Genomic DNA, 19764 nt, shown 5'->3' with positions numbered 1-19764 from the left:
ATTAAATCACACTTCATATTTATTTACAAATAAAATAACTACCAATAATGGCCGATGATAACAAGATATCCATTGATGTTAATATTAACGCTGATGGTCAGAAACAACTTGATCAATACATACAGGCGTTTGATAACCTGCGTAGCTCGATCACAAATCTTTCAAAACCTTTAAATACAATCTCCAACAATTTAAATTCTCTAAGTAATGACCTGTCGAAATTTACCGGTTCGATGGATAAGCTTAATGCCAAAAACCAGGAATTCATCAACTCTGGAGATAAAGCTACAAATAAGCTGGCTGATCTTTCGGGTTCCTTTGCCACGTGGGGCAATATTATAACACTGGTTACCGAAACCTTAAAAGGCTGGCAAATTGCCTTAACTGGAGGACTGGCCGTAATAACAGCTTTTGGTCCCGAAATAATTAAGTGGGTTTCAGCTTTACTGAAAGGAAAAGACGCTATTGACCAAGCTAAGCTTAGTTTGAGTAGCCTAAATAAGGGATTGTCATCTACTGATTATTCTAACGCGATAGAAAATCTAAATCAACTTAAGATAAAAGTAGATCTTGCGAAAAGAGGTATGACTGATAAATCGGAGGTGGTTAAGGAGTACAATAAAACGATTGGGCAAGCCATTGGGCAGGTAAAATCTTTGGACCAGGTTGAAACAATGTTAAAAGATAATGCCAGCAACTACGTAAAAACTATGCTTTTTAAAGCTGCGGCAATGTCGACAATAAAAGAAGCCGCAGAAAATCAAATTTTAGCGCAGAAGGAACTGGCAAAATCGGATGAAGAAAGTGTAGACTATTTAACCAGCGGTCTTGCAAATGCCACAGGAGAGGCCGAAAAAAAAATGTATCAACACAACGCCGCACAAAATAGAAAAAATGCGGCGAAACCATTTGAAGAAAAGGAAAAATCATTGTTAAAAGTTGCGGCTGACTATATGGAAAAAGCTGCTGACATAGAGAAAAATAGCCCCATAAACAAAACCAGAGCCGAGATTGAAAAGTTAAAAAAAGCAACCGATGCCGGGGTTATTGGTTCAAAAACTTTTAAAGAAATTGAAAAACTACAACTAAAGCTCGATATGCTTAATGGCACAGTTCGTGATGTTACGCCGCCAGAAAAAAAAGACCACACAGATTATCTATCCAAGGCCGAAAAACTCCGTAAGGATTCACTTGCGCGGCAGCTCCAAACTATTTTTGACGGTTATGGTGCCGAAGCACAGGCAGAAAACAAGAGATACGAACAGGAACTGGGAGCACTGAGAACACTTTTATCTAAAAAGAAGATCAGCCAGGAAGAGTTTAATAAAGTAAGTAAGCAGCTTACGGCCGAGCACAACGGCAACTTAAGCAAACTTATAGACAAATATAACCGTGAAGACGCCGCCAAAGCAGAACAGGCCCAAAACGAGTTGATTGACCTGCAAAACAAAGGAATGCAGGAGGGCGCCGAAAAACAAAAAAAAGTCCTGATACAGCAGCAGAAAGAAAACTTGCAACAAATTAAAAAAAGCGACGATGAAATAATTGCACAGCAACAAAACCTACAGATTCAGATGGCATTGGCAATAGCTACCGGCGACACCAAAGATGCGGGCCTTTTGGCCCAAAACATAAGTGCAAAGGAAAAGCTACTGGCAACAAACGCAGCTAAACGTATTGAAATTGAAAACCAAACACAAGCGGAATTAGCCAGAATTGATAAAGAAACCACCCAAAAAGAAAAGCTAAAAAAAGACCAGGACAATATCGATGACGACCAATCAAAAGTTGATAACGCCAATAGCCCATCAGCAAAACTAGCCGTACAAAAGAAACTAATATGGGACCAGGCCCAATATGAAATTGATGCGGCTAATGGTAACAGCGTAAAAATATTACAAATTGAAACGAAACGAAATAAAGCCATTGCCGATTTGGATAAACAAAGCCGAAAGCAACGCCAGGACCAAGAGATACAGATAGCCCAGCAAGTTGCCAGCGCCGCTTTCTCCCTCATCAGCAACAGCATCAAATCATCCAGCGAAGCCAAAATACAGGCTTTAGAAAGTGATAAGGCCAAAGAATTAAGCAATACCAACCTCACCAAAAGCCAGAAAGCAGCCATTGAAGCCAAATACAAAAAAAAGGAAAACGACGAAAAAGTAAAAGCCTTTAAAGCCGAGCAAAAGATGCAAATAGCCCAGGCGGTTATTAACGGCGCCATCGCCGTTACAAAAACATTGTCGACCATGGCCCTACCAGCCGCCATTCCTTTTATAGCAGCAGATGTAGCCATGACGGCCATGCAAATAGCAACCATAGCATCGCAAAAGCCGCCAAAATTTGCACGGGGTGGCCAGTTTATTTCTGATGGCCGTGGCGCATTATTACCCGGTTTCAGCCGTACAGATAATACCAACGCGTACTTACGCTCAGGCGAGGCGGTTGTGGTATCCGAAGCCATGCGCAATCCCTGGGCCCGCAACCTGGTAAGCGCCATCAACGTGGCCCATGGCGGCCGCGATTTCTCGGCACCAAACCCGGGCAATGGCTACGCTATCGGCGGCATATTTACCGATGGCGGCAACGCCAACCGCTACTATAACCAACCGGTGAATGATGTAAAAGAGCTGGCCAACACGGTAGCCTACCAGATGATTAACAACTTCCCCCCTATTTATGTAGATGTGAAAGACGTTAACAACCAGCAAAATATACTGGCACAAACGGTGGATAGGGTTAACTTATAGTAGCAAGTAGTTAGTATCAAGTAGCAAGATTTTTTTGTTATGCGGATACTTAAATTACGTCTACCCCAAAAGATACTTACTCTCCTATTCCTGGCGGTCATATCCTGGTAAACTAACTACTTGACAACCAAAAACCTGTCTTGATACTTGATACTAACTACTTGATACTAAACTCATGAACATTAAAACAGCAAACACATTATTTGACGATGGCGTATTTTCGGCCATGTACAAGGCGGGGTTTATCACCACTAAAATTTTCACTTACCGCGAAATTTACCTTTGGATTCACGCGCAGATGCAGATCCGTGATATCACCAAGAACCAGGCAGTGCTGGAAGCCGAAGTAAAATTTGGCAAGGATGAGCGTACTATTTGGCGGGCTTTGAATTGCTTTACGGAATGATCAGTTGCGGCTGTCCGAACCGGAATTCATCGAATTAAAGAATTAACAGAATTTCAAAATTCGAGAAATTCAGCTAATTCGTTTAATTCGAGTTCAGAAGAATTCAACTACTGACAAAGTAGTGTCACCATCAAACTAAACTATTGTACCGATATTTGTATTGTTCAATCGTCAGAATCAGAATTTACAGAATTCAAGGATTAACAAAATTCAAAACCCTGCAAATCAAAATCCAAAAAAATCTGATAAATCCGAAAAATCCCGGTTCAGAAAAAAATCAACCACTGACAAACTACTGTCACCACCAAAACAAAAAATAATCACGATCTTTGAATTATGCCAATCGGCATTGAAAACATTAGCAATAATAATCGAATTCAGGCTTATCTACGCCAAACAAAACTTCCGGACTTTCCGACTTCCCGGACTTCCGGACAAAAAAATCTCATATCTAACATCTCAAATCTAAAAAAGATGAGCTACAAAATCTACTTATACGATACCGAAACCGATTGCATTGGGTCGGGCAGTTTATCATCGGCATACATACAAACGCAGCTGCAGGAGGCCGCCGGGCAGGACCTGGAAGTGCACATCAGCTCGGTAGGCGGCAGCGCGTTTGATGCCATTGCCATATATGATCTGCTTAAAAAATATCCGGGCAATGTAACCACGTATATTGATGCCCTGGCTGCTTCGGCAGCCTCAATAGTGGCTATGGGTGGCAAAACCATTGTGATGAGCAAATATGCGCTGCTCATGATTCACAAACCCATTGTTGGCAGCGGCGGCAATGCCGATGAACTTTTAAAAGATGTGCAGATGTTGAATGTAGTACAATCGCGCCTGGCGCAAATCTACATGGACAAGTCCGGGTTGGACGGAGTAACAGTAAACAGTTTAATAAACTCCGTCACCTGGATGACTGCCGACCAGGCCCTTGACATGGGCTTTATTGACCAGGTAGAGGATTATAGCCTGGCTATTACCAACAGTGCCCTCATTAAAAAATACACCAGTACCGCCCCCGCGGTTTACCAGCGATGCATTAACAAAATCTTAAACAATAAAAACAACATGAACATCGAAAACAAAGAACTTATCGAGAAAACCACGTCGGTTTTGGATAAGATTATGAACTTCTTCAAAAAAGTGGTCAACAAGCAAACCATTACCGACAAAGGCACGCTGCACCATGCCGGCGAACTGGCCGAAGGTGCCGAAGTGTACAACGACGAAGACATGAGCACCCCGGCAGCAACCGACACTTACACCACCGCCGACGGTAAAAAGATTGACGTTAAAGAAGGCCAGGTGCAAAAAGTAGCCCCCGCGCCCGAAGCCGACCCTGAGGCCGAAGATGAGGACGATGATGTACCAACAAGCAAACTTACCCCGGCAAAAAAAGCTACCGAAATTCAAAACCGCCTGCAGCAACTGAAAGCCCGGCTGCATGCCCAAAACGCGCTGTTAACCGAAGCCCGCACAGCACTTGAAGAAGCAAGCAACCGCCTGCAAAAAACCCGCACCGAAGTTAAAAACGAAATAAAATCAACCTACAGCCCCGAAGGCTCCAAACGCAGCAACAAAGCAAAAACCGAAACCACACCCTTCTTCGCCCCGCAAAGCGAACTGGCTAAAAATGCGGTGAAAAGGGCGGTAGCGAAATAGTAGCAAGTAGTTAGTATCAAGTATCAAGACTTTACCTAAATCTGCTAAAGTCGCTTTGATCCTAAATTTTGATACTAACTATTTGACTCTTAAAACATTTAAACAGCAATAACAATACAACCATCAGGTTGTAAAATATCATCGATCAAAAATATCTCAACCTAAACCACTCTATCCGCTCTCCGCAGCTTACTTGATACTTGATACTTACTACTTGATACTAAACAAAAAACATGGCTCAATTTACATTCACCAACAACACCTATGCCGGCGAAGCGCTGGCCGGGTTCATGGCAAGCACGCTGCTGGAAGCCGACTCGGTAAAGCGTGGACTGCTCACCGTTATTAACGACGTTAAAGCCCGCAAAATAATCCTTGATGTGGACGACGACGTGGTACTGCAGGATCCCTCGGGCATTTTCCACGACCAGGGTACCACCACCATGCAAACCGAAAGCTACCTTGACCCTGTAGTTTACGAATTTATGAAGCAGGAACAATGGGACAAACTGGCCCAAAGCTGGGAGGCCCAATCCCTTAAACCCGGCGCCTTTATGGATTACGAAGGCATTGTAGACTTATCCGACTTTATGGTGCAGCGCTATTTAACCAAAATACAAGTAGCCAACGAGCGCCTGTACTGGTTAGGCAAAGGCTCAACTAAAGAAGCCACCTTTAGCGCCCCATTTGCCGGCTTACTGCCAACCATTGCAGCGGCATCGGGCGTGTACAAAGTAGGCCTGGGTAAACCAACAACATCTATGAGTGCTACAGCCATCAGCGCTTTAGGCGTGGTTACCGTGGCCGATACATCAACCTTAGCCGATGGCGATGTAGTAACCATTACCCAGGTTACCGGTACCAGCAAGGATACCACCAACGGCGCGCCGGGTATCGATTTAACCGGCCAGTCGTACTTTATCCAGATGTTAACGCCTACCACCTTCAGGCTGGTGCGCAACTACAACGAGGTTAACAGCCGCAAGCCGGCAACCTTCCTGAATACCTCATCTGCGGCAACCATCAGCTACATTAACGTAAGCAACGTGTTGCAGGTATTGGGGAGCGTTTACGCCCAGCTTGATCCCGCCGACCGGATCCAGGAAGACTTTAACCTGCAAATTCCGTTACACGTAGGTTATGCCTACGCACAGGCACAGGCCAACAAGGCGCTAAACGTTATCAACGCCTTTACGGATATGAAAAAGATGGATTATCTGGGAATCCCATTACAGATCATGAACCACTGGCAGGCTAATACTATACTGGGTGCCCGTTCATCAAACCTGTTTTTAGGGGTCGATTTACTGGGCGATGCTTCCGAACTTTCAACCGTTTACATGAAGCCCTACACCAACGATAACGTAGTACGCATGAAAGCCCGCATGAAAGCAGCCGTAAACTTCAAATTTGCCAACGAGCTGTTTTACCTGAGCGCTTAATAGTAGTGAGTGGTTGATTGGGTTGATTTGGAGAATTGTTTGAAATCTTTACCTTATTGCATAGCCTAACCTGATATCACGTCAGTTCATCAAACAACTCAATCCAACTTAATCAACTCAATCAAACTACTCACTCATTCAACTTAATCAACCCAATCAACCACTCACCTAATCAACTAATAACCAACACATGTCAATTTACAATAAAATAAACGCGGGCTTTAAACTGGGTACAGACGAGCCTGTAACATCGGGGATAGAGGATGTTATTTACATTTTTAACCAGGATGATATCACCCTTACTTACGATGTTACCAATCCCTTGATCATTACCGGCCTGGCAGCGGTAGGCAGCGCCAAAATTTACAAGTTTGAGGGTACCAACAATAGCTTCAACACCATGAGCAAGCTCACCAAAACACAGGTGGGGCCACGCTATACCGAGGAGATAGATTTTAATATTGCCGGCTTATCGGTTGATATTAAAGGCCAGCTAATGGCAATGGGCTACGGCCGGTTACGCGCCATAGCGGTTAACAACTACAAATCGAGCGACTCGGCAATCGAACTTTTTGGCGCCGTGAACGGATTGATCCTTACAGATGCCGAACGCAACGCAGCCGACGAAACGCTGGATGGTGGCTACAAACTAAAATTAACTAATCCGGATAAATTAAAAGAGCCCTACCCTCCCCGCGCCATCTCAATCGCACCCGAATCAGGTTCGGCCACTTACACCAGCACTATTGCAGCAATCGAGGCGCTGTTGGCGGCTTAATTAGTGAATTGGCGAGTTAGTGAATTAGTGATTCATTGAATTATGACTGATTATAAATCCGAGCACTCCATTCACCCTCCCTTATCAATCACTAATTCACTCATTCAATAACTCACTAATTACCCCCCCTTATCAATCAATAATTCAATAATTCACTCATTCAATAATTAAAATGAAAACCTACTTACCGCAAATTGAGCGAAGAATATTGGTAAGGCCCAACCAAACCTACGGGATATTAAATTACGACCTGGATAACGCTTACCCGCAGCGGATGCTGGAACTGGTTGCCGGATCGCCAACGGCTAAGGATTGCTGGAACAAAAGGACCAAATTTATAGGCGGTAATGGGCTTGAAGCCACTGGTTTAGGCAAGCAGATCATCAATCCCAAAGGATTGACCCTGGCTAAGCTTTTGAAAGCGCTGGCAACAGATAAAGCCCTTTTTACCGGCTTCGGCATTCATGTAAATTACAATGCCAACTTTAAAATAGCTTCGGTTAATTACATCAAGTTCGAAGACATCCGCATGGGCGATACCGATTGCCCCGAAACGGCCAATAAGTTTGCCATTTATAACGATTGGGGCCGCAAAACCTGGAAAAACATTATGCGCAGCAAGGTTATATTTTTAGATAAATATGACCCCAACCCCGCGGTTGTGCAGCAGCAGGTTGACGACGCCGGCGGGTGGGACAAATACAAAGGACAGCTGCTTTATTTTAACCCCGAGATTGATGATTACCCCCTGATAGAAGCAGATTCTGTTTGGGAGGATTTTGAAACCGAAGCCGGTATCAAGATTTTTAACAACCGCGAGGTTACCACGGGCTTTTTGCCGTCAACCATGTTGTTCATGAAATCGCGCCGCGAAGAGGCCGATAACAGCAAGCCTGATGCTGACGAATTTGCCGGAATAAATACCCCCTCGCAGCTGGAACAGGATTTAGGTGCTTTCCAGGGAACCAAAAGCGCGCAAAAAATTATTGTTATTGAATATGAGGACGAAAATTCAAAACCGGAGTTTAAAGCCTACCCTATCCAGAATAACGATAAGCTTTTTGAAACAACCGAACGATCTGTTGAAGCCCGCATCATCAAAGGATTTTCGGTACCCAAAGAACTGGTGAACGCCGAAAAATCATCCGGCTTAACCAACGGCGGCGAAAAAAAACAGGCCATCATCGAATTTAACGACAATACCGCGCCCGACAGGCTGGAGCTTGCTGAAACCCTTGCCGAAGTATTCAGTCATTTTTATACCAATATCAATCCGGCCGGTAATTGGGCTATTACACCAGTGCCTGCCATAGCCGCCGATGATAGCCCTGGGATTAAAGCGGGTAATGCTATCAACGAGCTGCTTGCATCTGCCATCCCGTTGCAAAATAAAATAGCTACCCTGGTTTATGCCTATGGCTTTAAACAGGCCGAGGCGGAGGCGATGTGTAAATAGCAGTCAGCCCCTCCTAAATCCTCTCCGAGGAAGGACCATATGTGTTCGGAAGACTTTTTAGTCCCTCCCCACGGGAGGGGTGCGGTCGGAAATGAGCGCAAAGGCAGGGAGCGGTTTACACGAGCGGAGAGTTGCAAAGTGGCTTGAACGCCTGATTTAACCCCTACCTCCTCCTTCCCCAAGGAAGGAATCGCACACCCCGCCGCTTTTTTATTTCTCGCGGACACCCGTGAAGGGAGGAGTTAAAAACAACTATTAATCCATCGGCCAAAAGTCTCCCCTAACGGGGGAGATTTAGAGGGCGGTTACAATTAACTTATCCATTAACATAATCAAAAAGTCTCCCCCTTCAGGGGGAGATTTAGAGGGGGCTACTATGATCTATCTCATCAATCAAACCACATTTCAGCAATACGAGGATATTACTGTAAATATAAAACCCGAACGCCTGAAGGTATTCGTCAAAAAAGCGCAGGAACTGGATTTAAAACCTTTTTTAGGGCATGCCTTGTACTATGATTTTTTAAGCCACTTTAATGAAGATGGCACCCTGCAGGATGATACCCCGCAACCCTACAAAGACCTTTTGAATGGCACTGAGTATCTTGACGATTACGGCCATATTGTATTGTACGAAGGCCTGGCCCCTACGATGGTATACTTCACCTTTGCCCGCTTTATTGAAAACGATGCGGTGCACTATACAGCAACCGGCCCGGTAATTAAACGCCATGAAAACGGCGATGCGCTTACATCGCCCGAAGTGGTAAAACTGGTACAGCAGCAACGCAGCATTGCCAACGCTTACGCCAACGACATTGAAAAGTTTTTGTGGGACAACAAGGCCGACTTCCCGCTATGGCGATATAATGCCAAAAACAAAACCAGCAGGCAGGCCGGCCCCCGGATAAGGGGTGTGGATAAAAATGACTTTAACTACCCTGGCAGCTACAACAATTACAATTTAACCATTACCGAATTTTTAAACTGATGGCAACCGACAAAAAAATAACCGACCTGCCGGTAGCATCCGCCATCGCCGAGTCCGACAGCTCCATCCTGGTAAAAAACGGTACCGATTACCAGTTTGCATTCAGCACCCTGCTGGAGTTTATCGGCACCGGGTTAACCTTTGGCGCGGCCATCTCCTTCGGCACTACCCTGCCCGCCAATATATCGGGCAAAAATGGCGACGTTTTTATTAACACCGCCGCGGGTATCATGGCACAAAAAATAGCAGGCGCCTGGGCAGTGGTTTACACCTTCCCCACCGGAAATGCAGCCGACAGTACTGTTTTGTACGGCACCAGCATCCCGGCAACCGCCACCGGCAAAAATGGCGACACCTATATAAACACGCTCACAGGCATCTTCTACAAAAAATCGGCAGGCGCCTGGGCGCAGGTATTTTCCATGCAAACGGGCCCTGCCGGGGTTGCCGGTCCGCAAGGCGCTACCGGCAACCCCGGTGCCAATGGCAAAACCATTTTAAGCGGCATCACCAACCCATCCAATTTGTATACCGGCACCGATGGCGATTATTATGTTAACACCGCAACCTACACCTTTTTCGGCCCAAAGACAGCCGGTGTTTGGCCGGCCGGATTTTCGTTAGATAATACAGATGCAGAAGCGATAGCCAATGAAGCTGAGTTGAGAAGTGCAGCGGACGAGGAATTGCAGGGGCAGATAGATGCGTTGGCAGGCAGCTTTGATATGCGGGCATTTATATCAACTGCCCCGGTTTGTGCAGATGAGGCAGCAGCGACAACAGCAGGATTGACGGCTTATACATTGTACAAAACCGGCACAGGCGAACTGCGCTATAAACTGCCTGCAGAAGGTGAAGGATTTACTTACACATTACCCCTAATATTAAGCTAAAGACATGGCAAACAACACAGTTGCAACCAAAAACACCGGCGATACCCTAACCGCCGCCGAAATTAACGATATTGCCTCAAAGGCGAACACTAAACAGGAACCTTTAGGCTTTACCCCCGAAAACGTCGCAAACAAAGGTACAGCCAATGGCTATGCAGGGTTAGACGGCACGGGGAAGGTTCCTTTAACGCAATTACCAGCCACAGGCGGCGATGTACCCGACGGTGGAACAACAGGGCAGGTACTAACCAAAGCCAGCAACACAGATCAAGACACCACCTGGGTAACACCATCTGGCGGCGGTAGCGGCTCATTACCCGTCAGTATTGCAGATACTAATAGTATTCCTTTTAATAATATGCTTACCGTGGTTGGCGATCATACCATGAGCGGAGCATTGGTTATAACACCAAATACTGTTGGTGCGGTAGCGGGGTGTGGGGCGGTGCAGAGGATAATCGCAAATGGAATCAATACGCCAGATATCTCGGCATTTAAAAAGTTATCAACATCGTATGAATTTGACCCAACTACAGGTGTGGTTAATATTTTCATGTACTTTTTTGACGGCATTTCTTACAATGTCGGTATTACCCAAAATGGTGAAGCAATTGAACCTCCAGGTCCGGTATATGGGGGCGAAGTTGATGCCTGGGAGGCGAGACTAAACGCTGCGGGTTACATATTACCGTCCGACAGAAAGACGGCTTATCAGAACTTTATAAGCACTTTGCAAACAGATGGATTATACGATTTAATTGAGGAGATGTACATGTTTGAAGGTGGATTAGCTGCTACAAGTAGGTTGGGTTTTAAGGCTTCTCATGATGGCACTTTATCAGGCGGCCTAACACACCTATCCACAGGCATGAAAGGTAACGGGTTGTCCGGGTATATGGATTTAGGGTTTACTATTGATTCCTTTACAAACGGCGGTGACTTGCACCTTGCTGTTTTGTTGCGTGACCCTACAAGCGTAGGTGATGATGTGATTGGTGTTCGGACGCCGCATGAAACTTTCATCTCACCACGTTACGGAGGCCCCAGTTATATAGTTATGGATTCAGCAGGTTGTAACGTATCCGCAGCTGAATGGCCTACGGTAGATGGTAGATATATAACTTCCCGTTTTGGTAATCAATTACGGGTTACAAGAAATGGTGTAGCGCCGTCTACCCTTAACTCAACGCAGCCGCTTACACTGGTACCATACACCGACCCTCTGACAATATTAGCGTCTTATGATGGTGGCCCTCATGATGCATTCAGCACGCAGGAGATAGGGTTTGCCTCTGTAGGAAAGGCTTTGGATGATTCACAAATAGCCGCATTTGATTCGGCTTTAAGTACATTATTTACAGCATTGGGGAGGTAGTTATGAGCATTGTAAAACATTTATTAACACTTGGTTTACCAGCCAAATTGAGATATAAATTCAAGCCATTGGCTGGTTTGCCTAAATTGTTGCCATTGAATATCGACGAAAGTACGCATGGTGTTTTAGAAGCCTCTGTGGTAGTAGAGGATGATGGGAGTGTAAAAATATATTTCACTAAGTGTATGGGGGACACCACGAACGCTATATGTATGGCTACAGCCGCGAGTGTAGACGGTGAATGGACAGTAAATCCAACACCTATTATAGGCTTAGGTGCAGGCGGTGCACCTGCTGACAGACAAGCGCATAGTTCGTACGTTTTTAAAGCCAATGGATTTTATTATTGCACGGCTACCAATGGTTACGGGTTCGGTTCGCCTGGTGAAGATAGGTGCCTATATCTATACAAGTCTGTTGATGGGATAACTTTTACCGATATGGGTAAACTTATTGATAAATCTGCAATTCCAGGTAGTTCTGGTTTTGGTAATAGTTGTGTAGAGCCGATTTTGATTAATGGTAAATATGAAATGTTACTGGAAGGTAACGGGGGAGGTGTGTGGAATGTGCATCGTTTCAATTCGGATAATATTGAAAGTGGGTGGACGCATGTTAATGCACTTCCGGGATTACAAGTAGTAGCAGGCGCGATGTATGGCGGTACCGATTTATTTTACAAAAACGGACTTTGGTATATTTTTTATCATTATGGAGCTGCGGAGGGTAATTTACCCACTTTATTGGGATTTGCAACCAGCACCGATCTCGTATCTATTACAAAAAAAGAAACGCCGCTATTTGGAATTGAGGCTAAGCCGTACGGCGATGCTACTGATCAGATTGCAGATCCATTTATAATTGAGAATAATGGCAAAGTGTTTTTGCTTGCTGAGTACGTTACTAACTCTCCTGTTGTCAAATCAGAGATTTGGATTTGGGAATTTAATGGTACGTTGAATCAATTGTTCGCTAATATTTAAAATTAAGAAATATAAAGCCGCGTTTTTTTACTCGTATTTGGCCGGTTTAAAGCATGTTTAAAGGCGCTCTTTAATTAACTTCCTTCCAACTTTTTGCATAGGTAGTTCAATTGTATAATAAAGTATCGTTGATAATACAATGCTTAATATAAGTACCCAAAAATAGTTTAAGAGAAAGTTGGCAAGTGCCAGCGGTTCATTTTTCGAAGGTAAAAGATTAACGATTTTAAATTTATTGATAAAATAGATCACCGCCCAATGTGATAGGTACAAAGTATAGCTGATAGTCCCGATATAATTAAAAGCTCTATTAAATAATAAACGAGGCTGTTTATCATGCAAAGCCATAACGAATACTAGAAAGGCTAAGCCAAAGTAAAATATTTGTGGCAATAACTGCGCTTGCGGGATTGAAAGCCCAATAATCAAAACAATGAAACATAGAAATAACTGTTTTGATGAAATTTTAATCTTTCCTTTGTCATAGATAAGGTAAAATAACACTACGCCCAAAGCGAACACTGGCAACTGATTGGGGAGGTATAAAAACAAATACTCACTCCATAATCTATAATCGCTTATCATGCAATAGCGGCTAAACAAGAAGAGCAATGCAAATCTTATTGCCAAAGTAATGAGTGTAAAATTTATTGCCTGTTGCATGCTTTTAATCCGCATAAACAAGAGTGGCAACAGGCAATAAAATGCCACCTCAATAGCTACAGACCAACCACCCGGCACAATGCTGGTAATCCAATAAGGGTTAAAACCATTTATAAAAGCAAAGTTAGATAGAATGTTGGCAGTTGAAATGTGCTGTGCATCACCCAGCCAATAACGCGGGCCAAAACCATCTTGCCATAAATAATAAACTATAGCAACATAATACAATGGTGCTATCCTGAAAAAACGCCTAACAAAGTATTGTCCTAAATTGACACCACGTTGGCTAAACGATAAGAACAAAGTAAATGCACTGAGCATGTAGAACAATTGCACACCTCGCGCCCCGTTGTCCATTATTGATAATATATATGGATGAAGGTGTTCTGTGCCTGCCGATTGCTGTTTTACATGTACGACTATAACAGATAATATAGCTATCGCTCTTAAAATAGTGATATAGTCCAGTTTTTTCATATTTAATCGTAAATATCAAATTTTAAGTTCAAAGTATTAAGAGTTGAGTTTTATTTTTAGCAAGCGCTTAAATAATCCCATTTCCCTAATAGCCTATTTTAAAACTAAGGCTATTAAACCCACCCAACCATGGAAAAGAAATATTCGTTCTGGGAACGTATCACCAATGATACGCCTTCATTTTTTAAAAAAGTTCAAATTTTAGGTGCCGGCCTTGTGGCTATTTCGGTTTCACTTACCGGAGTTGGCATTATTCCGGTTACCGTTACGGGCATAATAGCTGCCGTGGGCACAACCATGGGGGCAATTGCCCAGCTTGCAGTAAAACAATCCGAACCCTATACTACAGCTTCGGAAAAATAATTAATTCAACCAGTTATGACAACACTCGATCAACGTGAAATCAGGGGGATTACCCTCAAAAACATCACCGTTACTATTATCAGCACGATAAGTATAGTTGTTTCGGTGATGACAACTTACTTTCAATTAAAGGGGGATATACGCGATGTCCGCTCAACCCAGGAAACTCAAAACAGGGTTAACGAAATCCGCCTCAAAGTTCTCGAGGGGGAAGTGGCTATCCTGCAACAGGAAGTGCGGGAACTAAAAGATAATAAAAAATCGTGACCATGAAGTGGACGCAAAATAAACACATGTCCATTTTTATTAAAAAAATGAACATGTGCTGAACATAGTTGGCTGTAACTATAATTTCAGATTATCCAGCCGGGAATAAATCTCGAGCATAGCGGCCTGGTCTATCAATGATTTTACCTTTTTAGGGCCCAAAAGGTTTTGATCATCTTTTTCCTGGGCCCAGATACGGTTGGCATCGTTTATCATGAACTGCAATTGGGCTTTGTTTTTGTCCACTTTATACAATTCAATGTATCCCCTAAGCAGTACAGCGTTAAACCAGTAGTTGCCCGGTAAGCGGCCGTTCCGGTAAAAATGTTGTTCGGCAGCTTTGGCTACACTTTGTGCATCATTGAGGTACTTTTTGTTTTTGGTAATATTATATAGCATCACACCCGATTGAAGCATTGTCCCCGCATTGTAAGTATAATACGCCGAATCAACTTTCATCGATGGTACCCTCACCGCGTCGTAATAAACGCCATTAGATGATAACAAATGTTTTTTTGCCCAATTGTAAGTTGCGATTGCGGTATCCAAATAAGCTTTTTGATGGGTAGCCTGGTATAATTGCAATGCCACCAATATAGCCGGACCATTAGAACAAGTGTTTTTCCCTTTCTTATCGCCCTCCACCCAATAAAAGCCGCCACCGCCAACCATGTCATGGCCGGAAAGCAGAAAGTGATAGATCATTTGAGAGGTTTCCAGGTATTCCTTTTTATGGTTACGTGCATAAGCATCCAGTAAAGCAATGGCAATCCATTCGTTATCATCATAAAAACGTGAATCAACTTTTTCTTTAACTACCATAGCCTGGTAAGCCGGCACCGGCTGCCTGGCAGAATAGTACTGATCAATAGCTTTCATAACGGGAGCTATGTGATTTTTTGAAGGGTTGCCAGCCTCCATTTCATTGGCGGCCTGCACCATTGCGCACAGGGGCCACAAAAAGGAGTGATTACCTTTATTAGCCGCACTATCATTGGTTTCGAAGTACAGATTTGCCTTGGCATCGTAAAACCCATCATAGACGTTTTTATTAATGATGGAAATACGTTCTTTATAACTGGCAGTAGTTTGAGCGGTAGCATTCAAAACTATTGCCAGGCAAAAGCTGATGGTTAATATTATGTTTTTCATAGGTATATGCAGGGTGATAGAAAATATCTTCCGGTATGAATTCCGGAAGATATTTTCAAAATTAAAACTTACCATCGGCTTTTAAGGCTGCGGCAGCTTCTATCATCATTACGCCACTTAATTGTGTGGTTAAATCTGTGGTGCCCGATGGCAGGCTTTTCCAGTCGGGACTTACAAAAAGCGCCGGCCGGCTAATGCCTTTGGTGTATAAAGTTTGGGCATTAAATTTCAAAAATTTAACAAAGGCATCCCTGTCGGTCGAGCTTACAGCCGGCTCTTCAATCAGCAAAGTAAGATACCTCACCAAAATACCTTTAAACAACCCTCCGTCGCCCTGTCCTTCTGATTTCAGTAAACCACCCGGCGAAATATCCGTGTCGTTAATGGTAGCTTTGGCATTGCGTACGGCGTCGGCAAGGTAATCGGCATTATTAGTCACATGGTAAAGTTCAAGCGCCGCCCCCATATAAACACCCTGATTATAGGTGAATTTATTCTTGCTGATTTGCCCGTCGTGGTTTCCATTAATGCCATCCCAAATTATCCCGCTCGAAGGGTCAACCAGGGTGGCGTTCAGCCAGGTGTAAAGACTTTTTGCTATTGTAAGGTCTGCATCGTTCTTTTTTAAAGTATACAAACGGCAGGCAAATATAATAGCGGGCGCGTTGGCGGGGGTATTCTTATAATCCAGCTGCGATTTGCGCCAGGCTATGCCACCGCCCTGGTTGGTGTTTTGGCCGGTTTTAATATCGGCCCAAAGTGTATTTGCGGCATCAAGGTAATCATTATCATTGGTTGCAGCGTAGGCGCGCAGGCTTGCCAGGGCCAGCCATTCCATATCGTCATAATATTCGTTTTGATATTTATTACCGTTGGTAACGCGGGTACCATTTAACAACGATTTCATTCGTTGTTTATAAACGTCGTTTTTGGTACGTAAAAAGGCATCGGTAAAAATATCCAGCGTATGTGCCTGGGGCCAGTAGTTATAATTGGTATTACCTGCGTTATTTTGCACAAAATAATTTCCATTTGCCGACAGATAGGTGCTGTAAGTTTTTTCCTGCAATGAGTCGGCAGTAGCAGCATATTTATAATCAACGGTTGCCGTTTTATTGTTAGGATAAAGCGGAAAAGGCTTATCCTTTAAGCACGATGTGAGCACAAGCGGTATCAATGCTGCAAATGCCCATTTCTGTATATGTTGGGTTATGATCTTCATAAATTTTATTTTAAATTCTGTACCGGTAAAATGATGCCGGTACAGAATTGATGGTTTATTTATTACTTAACGGTAACAACATGGGTATATGCAGGTACGTCTGCGCTCCAGATAATTTTAATATCCGCTTTACCATTATCGGCACGGTGATCAAATTTAAAGCAGTAATCATATTGCGAATTGTTAACCGGCACCATATAATAATAGGATGCGGCAGTGGTTGCGGTAGCCGGGCTGTTATCTGAATTGGTACTGCCATAGTACTGCGTTGATGTTGTTCCTGCAGCATCTTTAAGCGTAAACATAAACTTGTAACGCTCATCCCTGCCCCATGATTCCTGGTGGAAAACGATGGATGCATTATCAATTTCCCAGCTGCTGCCACCAACGTATGGAAGGTTAAACCAGATTTTGTTATCGGCAGCGAACCATAAACCTACCGATACAACTTCTGTCATCGATGCCGATGCTGTAGTAAAATCAACCACTATCCGCTCAACTTTGGTAGCGCCAGCAATGGTAGTATTGCCATCCTTTAATAGTTTAACGCCATCAATAGAATAAGTTGCAGGTGTACCGGTGTTCCGTTCGGCAAAATGAAGTGCTCCTGCTTTTAATGAAGTATATGCTTCAAAAACGCCGGTTGATGTTTGTTTTAAATGTATGGCCTTGCTCAGATCATCACCACCTTCGGTAGCTGTTCCTGTAATATACAAATCGGCAGGAATTTCGCTAAATCCAGGCGCGCGCTGCACTTCAATAGTGCGCGATAAACTACTTTTTTGTACGTTGATCCCTTTTGATGACATTACCGTCCATTTTAATTTGCCGGTTTCCTGTGGCTGGATGCCTGCCAGGTCGGCAATTTTGTTCAGGTCTTTAAAAGAGATGGTCAGCTTATTATACAAACCATTACCATCGGATGGCAGGGTATAAACCGGCTTTGAAAAATCGCCGGTAGCTTTATCAAAAGCAACCTCGTACATCACCAGGCCGTTATCTTCGGCCTGTGCCTGTTCCCACTCAAATGAAGCCGATCCTGAAGCTGGCTCAAGCTTGATGAATTTGTTATCGACCGGGGCAAAAAAGTTTTTCACTGGCGATACCTGGGTATGCTGTAAGGTTTTATCTTTTTTACATCCCGAAACAATAATAAGTGCCAATATGCCTGCCATGAGGCAGAAAGTAATTTTTTTCATGATCTTAATTGATTATAATTTCTTTATAAATAATTATTGAACTACCAACCTGGGTTTTGTGTAAGATTTGGATCCACAGCACGTTCGTCTCTCGGAACCGGCCATAAATAGGCTTTGCTTTTATCAAAACTGCGTAAATCGGCCCTGATGTATCCGTTATCTACAGAAGCCGGCCCGAATTTGGCACCATGCGACCAGCCGTTTAATACCACTTCGGCAGTTTTCCACCGGCGGATATCAAAAATGCGTAAGCCTTCCATAGCCAACTCGGTACGACGCTCGTTACGGACAATGTTACGCAGATCGGCCTGGGGAGCGCCACTGAAAGTAAGCGCGGCGGGGTCGGTAAAACCGGAACGGCTCCTTAAAGCTTTGATAGTTTTATCCCATACGCCGCCATCCAACTGGCCCAATTCATTTTTAGCTTCAGCATACATAAGTAAAACATCAGCATAACGAATGAGGATAAGGTTTAAACCCGACTGGAAATTTACGGCAGATGTAGGGTCGTAATATTTGCGGATGTAATAACCTGTTGGCGAACTCACTTTACCGGGTGCATATTCATCCAGTTTATCCGTACCAGGATCAGATCCGGGTTTGGTATAAATGGTTTGGGTACTGCCATCCGGTTTTTTCCATTTGTATAAATTGTAAACCAAAGTATTGGTCATCCGCGGATCGCGGTTTACATATGGGTTGTTCTCATCGTAGCCCGATCCTGGATCGCTGATCTTTTTACCATTGGTCATCAGGTAACTGTCTACCAATTCCTGTGTGGGGGCAAGTGCATTAAGGCGTGCACCAACTGCAAGCGGGGCAAAATCAAAAAACTGGCTGTATGTTTTAATAAGCGGTACAAATTCGAGGTCGAGGATTACTTCGCTGTTATACTCGTTTTGCGGTAAAAACACGCCTTCGTACGATGGGAACAGGCTATAGGTGCCATTGCTGTTATCATTTATCAACTTTTCGCAGGTTGTTGCTACATCCTGCCAGCGGCTGTCATAAAGATAAACCCTTGCTTTAAGCGCAATAGCAGCGCCTTTGGTAATACGGCCCCTGTCTGCAGCGGCATAAGCTGTGTTTACAGGTAATGCAGTGGCTGCATCGTCCAGTTCCTTCAATACAAAATCAATCACCTGCGCTTTTGGCGTACGGGCAATGGTTTTGGCATCGGCTATCGAAATATCCTTATCAAACAACGGTACATCGCCAAACCAGGTAGCCAGCTGAAAATAATGATAAGCACGAATAAATTTAGCCTCGGCCTTCATGCGGGCTTTAAGGGCGGCGTCCATTGAGGTTACCCTGTCTACATTCTCTAAAAAAATATTACAGGTTTTGATACCTGAATAATGATATTGCCATTCCTCTTTAATACGCCCCAGCGAAGGATCATAAGTTCCGGCTGCAAGTGACGCCACTCCATTGGCGTCGCCGCGGCCATTGTACGCATTGTCGGATGCGCCTTCATTGTAAAAGAAATAATCTGAGCGAAACATTTGCGAATACGCGGTATTTAATACGCTGTTCGCTTTTTCGGTAGTTGTCCAGAAGTTGATATCGGTAAATTTATTTACCGGTGCCAGATCGAGCTTTTTACAGGCTGAAACCATAACAGTTAACAGGGCTATAAAAAACACGGTTCTATATGTCGTTAATTTCTTCATGTA

At 43.8% G+C, this 19764-nt stretch carries 17 protein-coding genes; 12 read left to right on the top strand and 5 right to left on the bottom strand.

All coding sequences use genetic code 11. The features are described from left to right. The first annotated feature begins 47 nt into the window (after positions 1 to 47). The 10 genes from PQ469_RS06525 (at position 48) to PQ469_RS06480 (ending at position 12745) form a co-directional block, all read left to right on the top strand. Entirely contained in the window at positions 48 to 2750 is a 2703-nt protein-coding gene (locus PQ469_RS06525) for a hypothetical protein (RefSeq protein WP_274212216.1), read from the top strand. A gap of 175 nt (positions 2751 to 2925) precedes the next feature. Next, positions 2926 to 3156 (top strand): hypothetical protein, encoded by a 231-nt coding sequence (locus PQ469_RS06520; RefSeq protein WP_274212215.1) that lies wholly within the window; start codon positions 2926 to 2928, stop codon positions 3154 to 3156. A 474-nt stretch (positions 3157 to 3630) separates the two neighbouring features. Continuing rightward, complete coding sequence (locus PQ469_RS06515; RefSeq protein WP_274212214.1) at positions 3631 to 4827, top strand: head maturation protease, ClpP-related; 1197 nt, start codon at positions 3631 to 3633, stop codon at positions 4825 to 4827. Between the two features lie 233 nt (positions 4828 to 5060). After that, a complete protein-coding gene (locus PQ469_RS06510; RefSeq protein WP_274212213.1) occupies positions 5061 to 6269 on the top strand; it encodes a hypothetical protein in 1209 nt (402 codons plus the stop codon). 190 nt (positions 6270 to 6459) lie between these two features. After that, complete coding sequence (locus PQ469_RS06505; protein WP_274212212.1) at positions 6460 to 7047, top strand: hypothetical protein; 588 nt, start codon at positions 6460 to 6462, stop codon at positions 7045 to 7047. 172 nt (positions 7048 to 7219) lie between these two features. After that, positions 7220 to 8503, top strand: a complete 1284-nt coding sequence (locus PQ469_RS06500; RefSeq protein ID WP_274212211.1) for a hypothetical protein — start codon at positions 7220 to 7222, stop codon at positions 8501 to 8503. Between the two features lie 376 nt (positions 8504 to 8879). Next, positions 8880 to 9494, top strand: a complete 615-nt coding sequence (locus tag PQ469_RS06495) for a DUF6712 family protein (protein WP_274212210.1) — start codon at positions 8880 to 8882, stop codon at positions 9492 to 9494. After that, complete coding sequence (locus tag PQ469_RS06490; RefSeq protein ID WP_274212209.1) at positions 9494 to 10387, top strand: hypothetical protein; 894 nt, start codon at positions 9494 to 9496, stop codon at positions 10385 to 10387. Before PQ469_RS06495 ends, PQ469_RS06490 begins: the two co-directional genes overlap by 1 nt. A gap of 4 nt (positions 10388 to 10391) precedes the next feature. After that, a complete protein-coding gene (locus tag PQ469_RS06485) occupies positions 10392 to 11762 on the top strand; it encodes a hypothetical protein (RefSeq protein ID WP_274212208.1) in 1371 nt (456 codons plus the stop codon). A 2-nt stretch (positions 11763 to 11764) separates the two neighbouring features. Beyond that, positions 11765 to 12745 (top strand): glycoside hydrolase family protein, encoded by a 981-nt coding sequence (locus PQ469_RS06480; protein ID WP_274212207.1) that lies wholly within the window; start codon positions 11765 to 11767, stop codon positions 12743 to 12745. Positions 12746 to 12802: 57 nt separating this feature from the next. On the opposite strand, the gene PQ469_RS06475 is transcribed toward PQ469_RS06480, so the two are convergent. Beyond that, positions 12803 to 13885 (bottom strand): acyltransferase family protein, encoded by a 1083-nt coding sequence (locus PQ469_RS06475; RefSeq protein ID WP_274212205.1) that lies wholly within the window; start codon positions 13883 to 13885, stop codon positions 12803 to 12805. Between the two features lie 129 nt (positions 13886 to 14014). Here PQ469_RS06475 and PQ469_RS06470 point away from each other — a divergent pair, with 129 nt between their 5' ends. Together PQ469_RS06470 and PQ469_RS06465 are read left to right on the top strand one after the other, a co-directional pair. Next, complete coding sequence (locus PQ469_RS06470; protein ID WP_274212203.1) at positions 14015 to 14248, top strand: hypothetical protein; 234 nt, start codon at positions 14015 to 14017, stop codon at positions 14246 to 14248. A 15-nt stretch (positions 14249 to 14263) separates the two neighbouring features. After that, the gene (locus PQ469_RS06465; protein WP_274212202.1) at positions 14264 to 14515 is read left to right on the top strand and encodes a hypothetical protein; all 252 of its coding nucleotides are present in this window, start codon (positions 14264 to 14266) and stop codon (positions 14513 to 14515) included. A gap of 78 nt (positions 14516 to 14593) precedes the next feature. On the opposite strand, the gene PQ469_RS06460 is transcribed toward PQ469_RS06465, so the two are convergent. The 4 genes from PQ469_RS06460 to PQ469_RS06445 form a co-directional block, all read right to left on the bottom strand. Next, positions 14594 to 15667 (bottom strand): glycoside hydrolase family 76 protein, encoded by a 1074-nt coding sequence (locus tag PQ469_RS06460; protein ID WP_274212201.1) that lies wholly within the window; start codon positions 15665 to 15667, stop codon positions 14594 to 14596. Positions 15668 to 15728: 61 nt separating this feature from the next. After that, positions 15729 to 16889: a glycoside hydrolase family 76 protein gene (locus tag PQ469_RS06455; RefSeq protein WP_274212200.1), complete on the bottom strand. Its 1161-nt coding sequence runs from the start codon at positions 16887 to 16889 to the stop codon at positions 15729 to 15731. A 62-nt stretch (positions 16890 to 16951) separates the two neighbouring features. Further along, positions 16952 to 18088 (bottom strand): SusE domain-containing protein, encoded by a 1137-nt coding sequence (locus PQ469_RS06450; RefSeq protein ID WP_274212199.1) that lies wholly within the window; start codon positions 18086 to 18088, stop codon positions 16952 to 16954. 41 nt (positions 18089 to 18129) lie between these two features. Next, the gene (locus PQ469_RS06445) at positions 18130 to 19761 is read right to left on the bottom strand and encodes a RagB/SusD family nutrient uptake outer membrane protein (RefSeq protein WP_274212198.1); all 1632 of its coding nucleotides are present in this window, start codon (positions 19759 to 19761) and stop codon (positions 18130 to 18132) included. Positions 19762 to 19764: the final 3 nt, after the last annotated feature.

The sequence above is a fragment of the Mucilaginibacter sp. KACC 22773 genome (assembly GCF_028736215.1).
In the GTDB taxonomy this organism is placed as follows: domain Bacteria; phylum Bacteroidota; class Bacteroidia; order Sphingobacteriales; family Sphingobacteriaceae; genus Mucilaginibacter.
Note: the sequence above shows the minus strand (reverse complement) of the source record. Positions and strands in the feature narration are given on the sequence as shown.